This window comes from Cellulosimicrobium sp. SJTW-1 (assembly GCF_047716875.1).
In the GTDB taxonomy this organism is placed as follows: Bacteria; Actinomycetota; Actinomycetes; order Actinomycetales; family Cellulomonadaceae; genus Cellulosimicrobium; species Cellulosimicrobium funkei.
In genome coordinates this window covers 3,627,084-3,639,306 of the sequence record NZ_CP136680.1, presented here as the reverse complement: position 1 = coordinate 3,639,306, position 12,223 = coordinate 3,627,084, and the positions used below count along the sequence as shown (strand labels likewise).

The 12,223-nt window shown below is 73.5% G+C and carries 16 protein-coding genes; 10 read left to right on the top strand and 6 right to left on the bottom strand.

The genetic code is table 11. From position 1 onward, the window contains the following. Positions 1–79 precede the first annotated feature (79 nt). Positions 80–679 (top strand): dihydrofolate reductase family protein, encoded by a 600-nt coding sequence (locus RSE42_RS16380; protein WP_415297159.1) that lies wholly within the window; start codon positions 80–82, stop codon positions 677–679. Between the two features lie 34 nt (positions 680–713). Here RSE42_RS16380 and RSE42_RS16375 read toward each other — a convergent pair whose 3' ends face one another. Beyond that, the gene (locus RSE42_RS16375) at positions 714–914 is read right to left on the bottom strand and encodes a DUF2510 domain-containing protein (protein ID WP_415297158.1); all 201 of its coding nucleotides are present in this window, start codon (positions 912–914) and stop codon (positions 714–716) included. 136 nt (positions 915–1,050) lie between these two features. Here RSE42_RS16375 and RSE42_RS16370 point away from each other — a divergent pair, with 136 nt between their 5' ends. After that, positions 1,051–1,344, top strand: a complete 294-nt coding sequence (locus tag RSE42_RS16370) for a hypothetical protein (RefSeq protein ID WP_415297156.1) — start codon at positions 1,051–1,053, stop codon at positions 1,342–1,344. A gap of 32 nt (positions 1,345–1,376) precedes the next feature. On the opposite strand, the gene RSE42_RS16365 is transcribed toward RSE42_RS16370, so the two are convergent. Both RSE42_RS16365 and RSE42_RS16360 read right to left on the bottom strand, forming a co-directional pair. After that, positions 1,377–2,270 (bottom strand): LLM class flavin-dependent oxidoreductase, encoded by an 894-nt coding sequence (locus tag RSE42_RS16365; RefSeq protein WP_043652271.1) that lies wholly within the window; start codon positions 2,268–2,270, stop codon positions 1,377–1,379. A gap of 10 nt (positions 2,271–2,280) precedes the next feature. Beyond that, complete coding sequence (locus RSE42_RS16360) at positions 2,281–2,727, bottom strand: hypothetical protein (protein ID WP_415297153.1); 447 nt, start codon at positions 2,725–2,727, stop codon at positions 2,281–2,283. Between the two features lie 49 nt (positions 2,728–2,776). On the opposite strand from RSE42_RS16360, the gene RSE42_RS16355 reads away from it, so the two are divergent. The 3 genes from RSE42_RS16355 (at position 2,777) to RSE42_RS16345 (ending at position 5,590) form a co-directional block, all read left to right on the top strand. Further along, positions 2,777–3,076 (top strand): Dabb family protein, encoded by a 300-nt coding sequence (locus tag RSE42_RS16355; protein WP_137280767.1) that lies wholly within the window; start codon positions 2,777–2,779, stop codon positions 3,074–3,076. A 156-nt stretch (positions 3,077–3,232) separates the two neighbouring features. Beyond that, positions 3,233–4,156: an LLM class F420-dependent oxidoreductase gene (locus RSE42_RS16350; protein ID WP_031315298.1), complete on the top strand. Its 924-nt coding sequence runs from the start codon at positions 3,233–3,235 to the stop codon at positions 4,154–4,156. A 99-nt stretch (positions 4,157–4,255) separates the two neighbouring features. Next, positions 4,256–5,590, top strand: a complete 1,335-nt coding sequence (locus tag RSE42_RS16345; protein WP_251176765.1) for a uracil-xanthine permease family protein — start codon at positions 4,256–4,258, stop codon at positions 5,588–5,590. Between the two features lie 78 nt (positions 5,591–5,668). On the opposite strand, the gene RSE42_RS16340 is transcribed toward RSE42_RS16345, so the two are convergent. From RSE42_RS16340 to RSE42_RS16330, 3 genes are read right to left on the bottom strand one after another with little or no spacing between them, the layout of a single operon-like run. Continuing rightward, positions 5,669–6,277: a GNAT family N-acetyltransferase gene (locus RSE42_RS16340; protein ID WP_415297150.1), complete on the bottom strand. Its 609-nt coding sequence runs from the start codon at positions 6,275–6,277 to the stop codon at positions 5,669–5,671. A gap of 50 nt (positions 6,278–6,327) precedes the next feature. Beyond that, positions 6,328–6,978, bottom strand: coding sequence for a LytR C-terminal domain-containing protein (locus RSE42_RS16335; protein WP_043652283.1), 651 nt, complete (start codon positions 6,976–6,978; stop codon positions 6,328–6,330). A gap of 25 nt (positions 6,979–7,003) precedes the next feature. Further along, positions 7,004–7,300 carry a type II toxin-antitoxin system VapB family antitoxin gene (locus RSE42_RS16330; protein WP_021480409.1) on the bottom strand — a complete coding sequence of 99 codons (297 nt, stop codon included), beginning with the start codon at positions 7,298–7,300 and terminating at the stop codon, positions 7,004–7,006. A 229-nt stretch (positions 7,301–7,529) separates the two neighbouring features. Between RSE42_RS16330 and RSE42_RS16325 the strand changes: the two genes are divergently transcribed. Genes RSE42_RS16325 through kdpC form a run of 5 tightly spaced genes read left to right on the top strand, consistent with a single transcriptional unit; the run spans position 7,530 to position 12,223 of the window. Next, positions 7,530–7,667 (top strand): hypothetical protein, encoded by a 138-nt coding sequence (locus RSE42_RS16325; protein WP_163188684.1) that lies wholly within the window; start codon positions 7,530–7,532, stop codon positions 7,665–7,667. Further along, positions 7,664–7,753, top strand: coding sequence for a potassium-transporting ATPase subunit F (locus RSE42_RS16320; RefSeq protein ID WP_391512722.1), 90 nt, complete (start codon positions 7,664–7,666; stop codon positions 7,751–7,753). The genes RSE42_RS16325 and RSE42_RS16320 overlap by 4 nt, the downstream gene beginning before the upstream one ends. Continuing rightward, on the top strand, positions 7,753–9,426 hold the full coding sequence (gene kdpA / locus RSE42_RS16315; RefSeq protein WP_415297147.1) for a potassium-transporting ATPase subunit KdpA: 1,674 nt from the start codon (positions 7,753–7,755) through the stop codon (positions 9,424–9,426). Before RSE42_RS16320 ends, kdpA begins: the two co-directional genes overlap by 1 nt. A gap of 3 nt (positions 9,427–9,429) precedes the next feature. Then, a complete protein-coding gene (gene kdpB / locus RSE42_RS16310; RefSeq protein WP_415297145.1) occupies positions 9,430–11,583 on the top strand; it encodes a potassium-transporting ATPase subunit KdpB in 2,154 nt (717 codons plus the stop codon). A gap of 25 nt (positions 11,584–11,608) precedes the next feature. Beyond that, positions 11,609–12,223 carry a potassium-transporting ATPase subunit KdpC gene (gene kdpC, locus RSE42_RS16305; protein ID WP_415297143.1) on the top strand — a complete coding sequence of 205 codons (615 nt, stop codon included), beginning with the start codon at positions 11,609–11,611 and terminating at the stop codon, positions 12,221–12,223.

The following is a 12,223-nucleotide window of genomic DNA, read 5'->3' as shown; positions in this document are numbered from 1 at the left end:
GCCCGCCCGCGGTCGGACGTGTCGTCAGGACGGACGACGGCGGCCGCGGCGCACGCGGACCGCGGAGGGTGAGGGCGGCATGGGGAACGTGACGTGCGACGTGGCGGTGTCGGTGGACGGGTACTCCTCGCGCCCCGACCAGACGCTGGAGCACCCGTTCGGCGCGGGCGTGGACCTGCACCGGTGGATGGTCGAGACCGCCGACGAGAACGCGGCCGAGATCGCCGCGATCGTCGACGCGGGGGCGTTCGTCATGGGCAGGAACATGTTCACGCCCGGGCGAGGGGAGTGGGACCCGGACTGGCAGGGCTGGTGGGGCCCGGAGCCGCCGTACCACGCGCCGGTGTTCGTGCTCACGCACCACCCGTGCGAACCGCTCGTCCTGGAGGGCGGGACGACGTTCTTCTTCGTCACCGACGGCGTCGAGTCAGCGGTCGCGCAGGCGCGGGAGGCCGCGGGGGACCGGGACGTCGCGATCGCGGGCGGGGCCGCGACCATCAACCAGGTGATCACGGCGGGGCTGCTCGACGAGCTCCGGCTGCACGTCGTGCCCCAGGTCCTCGGCCACGGCGACCGCGTGCTCGACGGCGTCCCGCCCCTCGCGCTCGAGACCGTCGCCGTGCGAGCGGCGTCCCAGGTGACCCACGTGACCTACCGGGTGCGGGGGCCGCTCGGCTGATGCGCCCCGGCAGGAGGCTCTCCCGGCGGGAGCCTCAGCCGAGCACGGCGAGGAGAAGCGGCGCCGCGACGACCAGCACGACCAGCGACCCGAGCACGACGACCCGCCGCCACGGCCCGACGTCGTCCCGCGCCCGGCGCTCGCGCGTCCGGTCGGTCCACGCCGCGCCGTCGTACCAGCGCTCGCTCCCCGAGCCCGGTGCGTCCGCGTACCACCCCGCCGGTGCCTTGCGCACGTCGCCTCCTCGCGTCCCGGTCCGGTGAGCCCTCGCACGGCATGTGTCGCGGGCCCTCTGTCTCTGACACGCAGCGACGCCCCGAGAGGTTCCACCCGGGCGGGAGGACGTGCCGGAGGTGCGGCACACTGTGCGCGTGGAGGACACCCCGGAGGCGCGCAGCGGCCCCGAGCTCGACCCCGTCGGGGCGTGGGGCCTCGTGGTCAGCCTCGTGCTGGGCGGGGTCGCCGCCGTGCTGTCGCTCGTCGGCTACCTGGTCGACCTGCCGCCGTGGCTCGTGGGCGTCTGCCTGGGTGCCGCGGTCCTCGGGGGGATCGCCGCCGCCGTCTTCTCCGCGCGCCTGGCGCGCCTCGAGCGGAGGTCGGCCGGGCGTGTGCTGTGGGAGACGGTGACGGCCCCGGTCCGGTTCGTGCTCGACGTCCTGTTCTAGCCCGTCACCCCGAGGCGTGACGGCCCGCGCCCCTACAGCCCGGTGACCTGCGCGGCGCCGTCGGTCGCGATCTGCTCGAACACGCGCTCGTCGGCCGCGAACTGGGTGCCCGGGATGGGCCGGTGGACGACGATCTCCGTGATGCCGGCCTCCGCGTACCCGTGCGCCGTCTCGACGAACGCGTCGACGGACTCCAGCGCGGGGTCGGGCGTGAAGCCCGTGAGCAGGATGCGCTCCACCGACCCCGGGTCGCGACCGGCGTCGCGGCAGGCGGCGTCGAGCCGCTCCACCTGGTCGCGGACGGCGGCCCGCGACTGCGCCGGGGTCGCGTCGTCCCCGAGGCGGCCGTCGCCCGTCGTCACCCACGCCTCCCCGTAGCGCGCGGCCAGCCGCAGCCCGCGCGGGCCGGTCGCGGCGATGGCGAACGGCACCCGGGGCGACTGGACCGGGCCGGGTATGGTCCGCGCCTCGTGCGCCCGGTAGTGCCCCTCGTCGTGCGTGACGGCGGGCTCGGTGAGCAGGCGGTCCAGCAGGATCGTGAAGTCGCGCAGCCGGTCGGCGCGCTCCCGGGCCGACCACGGCTCGCCGCCGAGGACCGTCGCGTCGAAGCCCGTCGTCCCCGCGCCGAGGCCGACGGTCACGCGCCCGCCCGACAGGTCGTCGAGCGTCATGACGTCCTTCGCGAACGTCACCGGCTCGCGGAAGTTCGGCGACGACACGAGCGTGCCCAGCCGCACCCGCTCGGTGACGCCCGCCGCGGCGGCGAGCGTCGGGACCGCGCCGAACCACGGGCCGTCGCGGAACGACCGCCACGACAGGTGGTCGTACGTGTAGGCGGCGTGGAACCCGAGGTCGTCGGCGGACCGCCACACGTCCCGGCCCTCGCGCCACGGGTAGATCGGCAGGATCACGGTGCTCACGCGCATGGTCGCCAGCCTAGGGACAGCGGCCCACGCTGTCCGCCTGCCGGGTGTATCGCAGGAACGGCGTGGTCGTCCCCTCCGGGCACAGGTCGACGTCCGTGGCGAGCGCCCGGCCCGTCTGCGCGAGGAAGCGGCAGACCGCGTCGAGGGTGTGCTGGTCGTGGATCTCCCGGGCGTCGAGGTCGAAGGCGATCTCGTCGTCGGGCCACAGGAACAGGTTGACGGAGACGCCGGGGGCGAGGCGGACGAAGGCCGTCGGGAGCGCGTGGTCCGCGGCGCGGTGGAGTGCGCCACCGTCCCACGGCCGGCCGTCCCGCTCGACGGACCAGCCGAGCGCGCGGTACCGCTCGACGAGCCGCGCGCCGTCGGACGCCCGGCTGCCGCGCACGAACCCGTCCGGCAGGCGCCCCTCGACGCTCTCGTCGAAGGACCTCGCGAGGTCACGCCAGAGGATGCGCACGCGGCGAGACTAGCGGGCGCCGGTCACGTGCCCCGTCTACCGTGGCGAGGTGATCCAGCACACCGTTGCCTTCCGCCTCGTCCACCCCGCCGGCAGCGCGGAGGAGGCCGAGTTCCTCGGCACCGCCCGCACGACGCTCACCGGGGTCCCGGGCGTCCGGGACTTCACCGTCTCGCGCCAGGTGAGCCCGAAGAGCCCGCTGACGTTCCAGTTCTCCATGGTGTTCGACGACGACGCCGCGTACGCCGCGTACGACGCCCACCCGGACCACCGCCGCTTCGTCGCCGAGCGGTGGGTCCCCGAGGTCGCGGAGTTCCAGGAGCTCGACCTCGTCCCTCTGGCGGACTGACCGCACCGCGTCCGTCGTGGCGCGCGAGGTAGGACGTCCGGGCGCGAGGTAGAGCTCTGCGCGTCCTCGTCCGCGACCGCACGTCCTACCTCGCGAAGCGGGCGTCGTGCGGGCGGGGGCGGGCGCGCGGTGTGGCAGGGTGACGGCATGACCCAGATCGACCTGCGCATCTTCACCGAGCCCCAGCAGGGCGCGTCGTACGACGACCTCCTCGCTGTCGCGAAGGCCACCGAGGACCTCGGTTTCGACGCCTTCTTCCGCTCCGACCACTACCTCGTCATGGGCGACGGCGACGGGCTGCCCGGCCCGACCGACGCCTGGACGACGCTCGCCGGCCTCGCCCGCGAGACGAGCCGCATCCGGCTCGGCACGCTCGTGTCGTCGGCGACGTTCCGCCACCCCGGCGTGCTCGCGATCCAGGTCGCGCAGGTCGACCAGATGTCGGGCGGCCGCGTCGAGCTCGGCCTCGGCGCGGGCTGGTACGCCCGCGAGCACGAGGCGTACGGCATCCCGTTCCCGGAGAAGCGGTTCGGGATCCTCGAGGAGCAGCTCGCGGTGATCACCGGGCTGTGGGAGACGCCGGTCGGCGAGACGTTCTCCTTCAGCGGCGAGCACTACACGCTCACGGACTCCCCGGCCCTGCCGAAGCCCGCGCAGGAGCGCGTCCCGGTGATCGTCGGCGGCCACGGGCCCCGGCGCACCCCGGCGCTCGCGGCCCGGTACGCCAGCGAGTTCAACGCGGCGTTCCCCGACCCGGGCGTCCTGCCCGACCGGTTCGAGAACGTGCGCGCCGCGTGCCTCGACGCCGACCGCGACCCCGACTCGCTCGTGTACTCGGCGGCGTTCGTCGTCGCGGTGGGCAAGGACGAGGCGGAGTTCCGCCGTCGGGCCGACGCGATCGGGCGCGAGCCCGACGAGGTCCGCCGCAACGGTCTGGCCGGCACGGTCGGCGAGGTCGCGGACAAGATCGCGGCCGCCGCGGAGCAGGGCGCGACGCGCTTCTACCTCCAGGTGCTCGACCTGCACGACCTCGACCACCTGGAGCTCGTCGCGAGCGAGGTCGTGCCGCAGCTGCCGTGACGTCGGCGCCCACGGGTCGCCCCGGAAACACCGCCGTGACGTCGGACCACTACCCTGCACCGGGGGTTTTTTCACACGGGCTTCACGGACGGGAGAGACATGAGCGCCATCGGGTGGCGGTTGCACGGTGACGGGAAGACGGTCCGACCGGGGGACGTCGTCGACCCGGACGAGCGTCTGACCTGGCCGCGGACCATCGGGATCGGGATGCAGCACGTCGTCGCCATGTTCGGCGCGACGTTCCTCGTGCCGCTCCTCACGGGCTTCTCGCCCGCGACGACGCTGTTCTTCTCGGCGATCGGCACGGTCGGGTTCCTGCTCATCACGCGGAACCGCCTCCCGAGCTACCTCGGGTCGAGCTTCGCGTTCATCGCGCCGATCGGTGCGGCGACCGCGTCCCAGGGCCAGTCGGTCGCGGTCGGCGGGATCCTCGTCACGGGCCTCGTGCTCGCGGCCGTCGGCCTCCTGGTCCACGTCGCGGGCGCACGGTGGATCGACGTCGTCATGCCGCCGATCGTCACGGGCACGATCGTCGCGCTCATCGGGCTCAACCTCGCCCCGGCGGCGTGGGGCAACTTCCGGCAGGCGCCGGTCACGGCCGTCGTCACGCTCGCCGCGATCATCCTCGTGAGCGTCCTGTTCAAGGGGATCCTCGGGCGGCTGTCGATCCTCGTCGGCGTGGTCGTCGGCTACGTCGTGGCCGTGATCCAGGGCGAGGTGTCGTTCGACCCGGTGCGCAAGGCTGCCTGGGTCGGGCTCCCGGAGTTCGTCACGCCGACGTTCGACGTCGCCGTGCTCGGCCTGTTCGTCCCGGTCGTGCTCGTGCTCATCGCGGAGAACGTCGGGCACGTGAAGTCGGTCGCCGCGATGACGGGCAAGAACCTCGACGACCTCACCGGTCGCGCGCTCTTCGCCGACGGCCTCGCGACGACGTTCGCGGGCGTCGGCGGCGGGTCGGGCACGACGACGTACGCCGAGAACATCGGGGTCATGGCCGCCACGCGCGTGTACTCGACCGCGGCGTACTGGGTCGCGGCGGCGACCGCGCTGGTGCTCTCCCTGTCGCCGAAGTTCGGCGCGCTCATCGCGACGATCCCGGTCGGCGTCCTGGGCGGTGCCGCGACCATGCTCTACGGCATGATCGGCATCCTCGGCGCGCGCATCTGGGTGCAGAACAAGGTCGACTTCTCCGACCCGGTCAACCTCACGACCGCGGCCGTGCCGCTCGTCGTCGGCATCGCCAACTTCACGTGGGCCGTGGGCGACCTGACGTTCGAGGGGATCGCGCTGGGCACCGCCGCGGCGCTCGTGATCTACCACGTGATGCGGAACCTCTCGCGGTGGCGCGGCACGACGCAGGAGCCTGCCAGCCCGGCGTCGGCCCCCGGGGGCGACGAGCCCGCCGTCCACGAGACGGTCGAGGACGCCCGCTGACGCGACGCGCGGGAGCGGCCTCCTCGGAGGCTCCACGGAGACGACGGCCCGGCAGGCGCGAGCCCGCCGGGCCGTCGGCTAGAGGCGCAGGCCCAGGACGAGGCCCTCGGCGACGTCGAGCCGGGTGAAGCCGAGGTGCTCGTAGAAGCCGATCGCGGACGCGTTGTCCTCCGCCACGCCGAGGTGCACCCCGGGCGACCCGGCGGCGCGCAGCGCGTCGAAGAGCACCTCCATGAGGCGGCGGCCGTTGCCGCCGCCCTGGGCCGCCGGCAGCAGGTCGACGTGCAGGTGCGACGGGTAGTCGCCGAGCACGGACGGGTCCGTGCGGTGCGGGCGGTGGATCTGCTCGACGAGCGCCTCGTCGCGCGACCCCGCGGGGAAGCTCCCGAGGGGGTAGCGCTCCCGCAGCGGCGGCCACCACTCGCGCTCGCACCGGTCCTCGAACGCGGCGGTGTCGCGGGCGCCGAGCACGTAGCCGGCGGCGACGCCGTCGGCCTCGACGACGGACGCCAGGCCCGGCTCGAGCGCGAGGTACGCGCCGAGGTAGACCTCGCCGAGCAGGCGCTGGTCGGTGTAGAGCCCGCTCGCGTCGGCGCCGGACGCACCGGTCCGCAGGCAGATCTCGTACAGGCGGTCGACCTCGGCGGGGTCGGTGGTCCGGGCGGGCCGGAGGGGCAGGGTGCTCATGGGTACCGTTCGGCGGTCAGGGTGCCCGGCGGGAGCCGGGCCGGGACGTGCTAGCCCTCGGCGGGCGGCACGGGCAGCGGGCGGGGCGTGATCTCCTCGATCGGGACGCACCCCGCACGGCTCTCGAGCGGGACGTCGCCGGACAGGCCGACGAGCTCCGGGTCCACGATGTTCTCGAAGTCGGCGCCCACGTAGAGGTCGACCGTCGCGTCCTCGCGCGCGTCGAGCACTAGGCCCGGGTTCTCGTAGTGCGCGGCGAGGGTGTACGCCTGCGCGACGCCCGCGGCACCGAAGTGGATCTGCGTGCGCGACACGACGTCGGACTTCCCGTCGCCGTCGAGGTCCGGGGCGTTGCCCGTCGAGAGCACCGCGAACCCGCGCGACGTGAGGATGTCCTGGTTGAGCCGGCCCAGCGGGTCGTCCTTGCCGGACGCGTTGTAGACGTTGACCTGGATGTCGCCGGTGGCGACGGGCAGGGTGCCGTCCGCGAGGCAGGGGACCTTGACGTCCGCGAGGTCGTCGACGGCCTCGGGGGAGGACAGCTCCCGGTCGAACGGCGCCTCGATCGCGCCGGTGTACACGGCGAGGGCGCCGATCCCGACGACGGCGAGCGCCGCGATGAGCAGCCCGAACACGACTGCCTGGCGCTCGTGCATGCGCCGGCGGCGGACGGCGCGCGCGGTGTCGGGGCGGAGTGTCACGCCAGCAACCTACCGGACCGGCCGCTCATCGCAGCGTCAGCACGCGCGCGTGCAGGATCGCCCGCTGCTGCAGCGCGGCGCGGACGGCGCGGTGCAGGCCGTCCTCCAGGTAGAGGACGCCGTCGAACTCGACCACGTGCGCGAAGAGGTCGCCGAAGAACGTGGAGTCCTCGGCGAGGAGCGCGTCGAGGTCGAGCGTGCGCTTGGTGGTGACGAGCTCGTCGAGGCGCACCTGACGCGGGGGCACCTCCGCCCAGTCGCGGGCGGTGACCCGGCCGTGGTCCGGGTAGGGGCGCCCGTCGCCGACGGCCTTGAAGATCATGCGGGACATCCTAGGTGCCCGACGGCGGCCGCCGCCCCCGATGGCGGGGCGCCGGTCACGCACTCGTCACGAACTCCCCACGGGAACCGACGGGCTCGTCCGCGACCGCCCGGACCGGCGGCCGGGCGTCAGGAGATCGTTAGCGTCGCGCCCCCACCCGTATGGGTCCCGTGAGGACGGGCTCCGCCGCGCCGGAGCGGGTGTTCGATCGTCGTCGGCGCCCCGTCCGGTGGGTGCCCGGCCGCCCGACAGGGGGCCGTCGGTCTCGACCTGGGGACGTCTCGTGCTCGACATCGTCTACGTGCTCGGCGTGATCGCCGTGTTCGTGCTGGTCGCCGGAATCGGGAAGGCGGTGGAGAAGCTGTGATCGTGCTCGAGCTCCTCGCCGTGGCTCTCGGTGCGGCGGCGACCGTGTATCTCGTGGTGGCGCTCGTGAGACCGGAGCGCTTCTGATGACCTGGATCTTCGCGCTCCTCGCGCTCGGGACCGTCGCCCTGGTCCTCGCGGCGCTCTACCGCCCGCTGGGCGACCACATGGCGCGGGTCTACTCCTCGCCGAAGGACTGGCGGGTGGAGCGGGGCCTGTACCGCGTCCTGGGCGTCGACCCCCGCTCCGAGCAGACGTGGCCCGCCTACCTGCGCAGCATCCTCGCGTTCTCGGCCGTGGGCCTCGTGCTGCTCTACCTGCTCCAGCGCACGCAGCAGTGGCTCCCGTACTCGCTCGGGCTGCCCGCGCCGTCGGAGCACCTCGCCTTCAACACGGCCGCGTCGTTCGTGGGCAACACGAACTGGCAGTCGTACTCGCCCGAGCAGACGCTCGGCTACACCGTGCAGCTCGCCGGGCTCGCGGTGCAGAACTTCGTGTCCGCGGCGGTGGGCATGGCGGTCGCCGTCGCGCTCGTGCGGGGCTTCGCGTACCGCCGGGTCGGCACGATCGGCAACTTCTGGGTGGACCTGGTGCGCGGGTGCCTGCGCATCCTGCTCCCGATCTCCCTCGTCGGCGCGGTCGTGCTGCTCGTCGGCGGGGTCGTGCAGAACTTCGACGGCTTCACGCAGGTCACGACCCTCGCGGGCGGCACCCAGAGCGTGCCGGGCGGGCCGGTGGCCTCGCAGGAGGTCATCAAGCTGCTCGGCACGAACGGCGGCGGGTTCTTCAACGTGAACTCGGCGCACCCGTTCGAGAACCCGTCGGCGTGGACGAACGTCGTCGAGGTCCTGCTCATGCTCGTCATCCCGTTCTCCCTGCCGCGCACGTTCGGCCGCATGGTCGGCGACGACCGCCAGGGCTACGCGATCCTCGCGACGATGGGCGTGCTCTTCGTGGCGTCGTTCGTCGCGCTCACCGCGCTGGAGTCTGCCGGGAACGGCACCGCGCCGCAGCTCGCCGGGGGTGCGATGGAGGGCAAGGAGGCGCGGTTCGGGATCATCGGCTCGACCCTCTTCGCCACGACGAGCACCACGACGTCGACCGGCGCGGTCAACTCGATGCACGACTCCTACACGGCGCTGGGCGGGATGCTCCCGCTGCTCAACATGATGCTCGGCGAGGTCGCCCCGGGCGGCGTCGGCTCCGGGCTGTACGGGATGCTCGTGCTCGCCGTCATCGCGGTCTTCATCGCGGGCCTGCTGGTCGGTCGCACGCCGGAGTACCTGGGCAAGAAGATCGGGCCGCGCGAGATCAAGCTCGCGAGCCTCTACATCCTCGTGACGCCGACGCTCGTGCTCGTCGGCACGGCCCTGAGCTTCGCGATCCCGCCCGTGCGCGAGAGCGTCGAGACGGTGTCGATCTGGAACCCCGGCGTGCACGGCACGACCGAGGTGCTGTACGCGTTCACGTCCGCGGCCAACAACAACGGGTCGGCGTTCGCGGGTCTCACCGCGAACACCCCGTGGCTCAACACCGCGCTCGGCGTCGCGATCCTGCTCGGCCGGTTCGTGCCGATCGCCCTCGTCCTCGCGCTCGCGGGCTCGCTCGCGCAGCAGGACAAGGTGCCCGCGACCGTCGGCACTCTGCCGACCCACCGCCCCCAGTTCGTGGGGCTCCTGATCGGCGTGGTGGTCCTCCTCACCGCGCTCACGTACTTCCCCGTTCTCGCGCTGGGTCCCCTGGCTGAAGGGCTGCTGTAACCCATGTCCACGCTCACCCACCCGTCCCCGCGCGCCGTGCACCAGCCGGCCGCGACCACCGGCGGCCTCTTCACCTGGTCGCAGGTGCGCCAGGCGCTGCCCGGCGCGTTCCGCAAGCTCGACCCGCGCCAGATGTGGCGCAACCCCGTGATGTTCCTCGTCTGGGTCGGGGCCGCGCTCACCACCGTCATCGCGGTCGTCGAGCCCTTCCTCGGCGGCCCGGAGGAGTCGGGCGGCACGCCCGTCCCCGGGTCCTTCACCGCGGTCATCGCCGTGTTCCTCTGGCTCACGGTCCTCTTCGCCAACCTCGCGGAGTCGGTCGCCGAGGGCCGCGGCAAGGCCCAGGCCGACTCGTTGCGCCGGACCCGCACCGCGACCGTCGCGCACCGGGTCGCCGCGTACGACGAGACGGACGACCCCGCCGCCCTGCGCGCCCGCGCGGTCGAGGTGTCCTCGGCCGACCTGCGGCTGGGGGACGTCGTCGTCGTCGAGGCGGGGGAGCTGGTCCCCGGCGACGGCGAGATCGTCTGGGGCATCGCGTCGGTCGACGAGTCCGCGATCACCGGAGAGTCCGCGCCGGTGATCCGCGAGTCGGGCGGCGACCGGTCCGCCGTCACCGGCGGCACCCGCGTCCTGTCGGACCGCATCGTCGTGCGCGTCACCTCGATGCCGGGCGAGACGTTCGTCGACCGGATGATCGCGCTCGTCGAGGGCGCGAGCCGGCAGCGTACGCCGAACGAGATCGCGCTGAGCATCCTCCTGGCGTCGCTGTCGATCGTGTTCGTCGTGGTCGCCCTCACGCTCAACCCCGTCGCGTCGTACGCGGCGAGCCCCGTGAGCGTCGCCGTCCTCGTCGCGCTCCTGGTCTGCCTCATCCCGACGACGATCGGCGCGCTGCTCTCGGCGATCGGCATCGCGGGGATGGACCGCCTCGTGCAGCGCAACGTGCTCGCGATGTCCGGCCGCGCGGTCGAGGCGGCGGGCGACGTCACGACCCTCCTGCTCGACAAGACGGGCACCATCACCTACGGCAACCGGCAGGCCGCGCGGTTCGTCGCGCTGCGCGACGTCGACGAGCGCGAGCTCGTCCGCGCCGCCGCGCTGTCGTCCCTCGCCGACCCGACGCCGGAGGGCACGTCGATCGTCGAGCTCGCGCGCCGCGGGGGCCTCGACGTCGGGCCGACCGCGCCGGGCGAGATCGTGCCGTTCACGGCGCAGACCCGGATGTCGGGGCTCGACGAGCCGGACGGGACCCAGATCCGCAAGGGCGCCGGCTCCGCCGTGACGGCGTGGGTCGAGCAGGGCGGCGAGCGGGCGGCGTCGAGCGTGCTCGCGGAGCTCGACGACGTCGTGGAGGAGGTCGCGCAGTCGGGCGGCACGCCGCTCGTCGTCGCGGTGCGGACGCCGGACGGCGCGAGCCGCGTGCTCGGCGTCGTCCACCTCAAGGACGTCGTCAAGGAGGGCATCGCGGACCGTTTCGCCGAGCTGCGGTCGATGGGCATCCGCACGGTGATGATCACGGGCGACAACCCGCTCACCGCCGCCGCCATCGCGCAGGAGGCCGGCGTCGACGACTTCCTCGCCGAGGCCACGCCCGAGGACAAGCTCGCGCTCATCCGCGCCGAGCAGGAGGGCGGCAACCTCGTCGCGATGACGGGCGACGGCACGAACGACGCGCCCGCCCTGGCGCAGGCCGACGTGGGCGTCGCGATGAACTCCGGCACGTCGGCCGCGAAGGAGGCCGGCAACATGGTCGACCTCGACTCCGACCCGACGAAGCTCATCGACGTCGTGCGCATCGGCAAGCAGCTCCTCATCACGCGCGGGGCGCTCACCACGTTCTCGATCGCCAACGACGTCGCGAAGTACTTCGCGATCATCCCCGCGATGTTCATGGGCGTGTTCCCCGGCCTCGAGGTGCTCAACGTCATGGGCCTCAGCTCGCCGTCGTCGGCGGTGCTGTCGGCGATCGTCTTCAACGCGATCGTCATCGTGCTGCTCATCCCGCTCGCGCTGCGCGGCGTGCGGTACCGGCCCGCCGACGCCTCGACGATCCTCGGGCGGAACCTGCTCGTCTACGGCGTCGGCGGCCTCGCGGCCCCGTTCGTCGGCATCTGGCTCATCGACCTCGTCGTGCGCCTCCTCCCCGGCTACTGACCCGCACGACGACCAGGAGAACCCCATGAACACCACGGCACGCAGCACCGGGCGGGTCGTCTGGGTCGCGACCCGGGCGATGCTCGTCCTCACCCTCCTCCTCGGCGTCGGGTACACGCTCGTCGTCACCGGCGTCGGGCAGCTCGTCCTTCCGGCGCGCGCCGACGGATCGCTGGTGCACGACGGCGCGGGCCGGGTCGTCGGGTCGGCCCTGCTCGGCCAGGCGTTCACCGACGCCGACGGCGACCCGCTGCCCGAGTACTTCCAGCCCCGGCCGTCGGCCGCGGGCGACGGGTACGACGCCGCGGCGTCGTCTGGCTCGAACCTCGGCCCCGAGAACGCCGACCTCGTCGCCGCGATCACGGAGCGGCGCGCCCAGGTCGCGGAGCTCGAGAGCATCGACCCGGCCGACGTCCCCGTGGACGCGCTCACGGCCTCGGGCTCCGGGCTCGACCCTCACATCAGCCCGGCCTACGCCGCCGTCCAGGTCGACCGCGTCGCGGCGGCGCGCGGTCTGACCACCGCGCAGGTCGAGGAGCTCGTCGCGCGGCACACTGGGGGGCGTGCGCTGGGGTACCTCGGCGAGCCGACGGTGAACGTGCTCGAGCTCAACGTCGCCCTGGACCGGATCGGAGGCTGA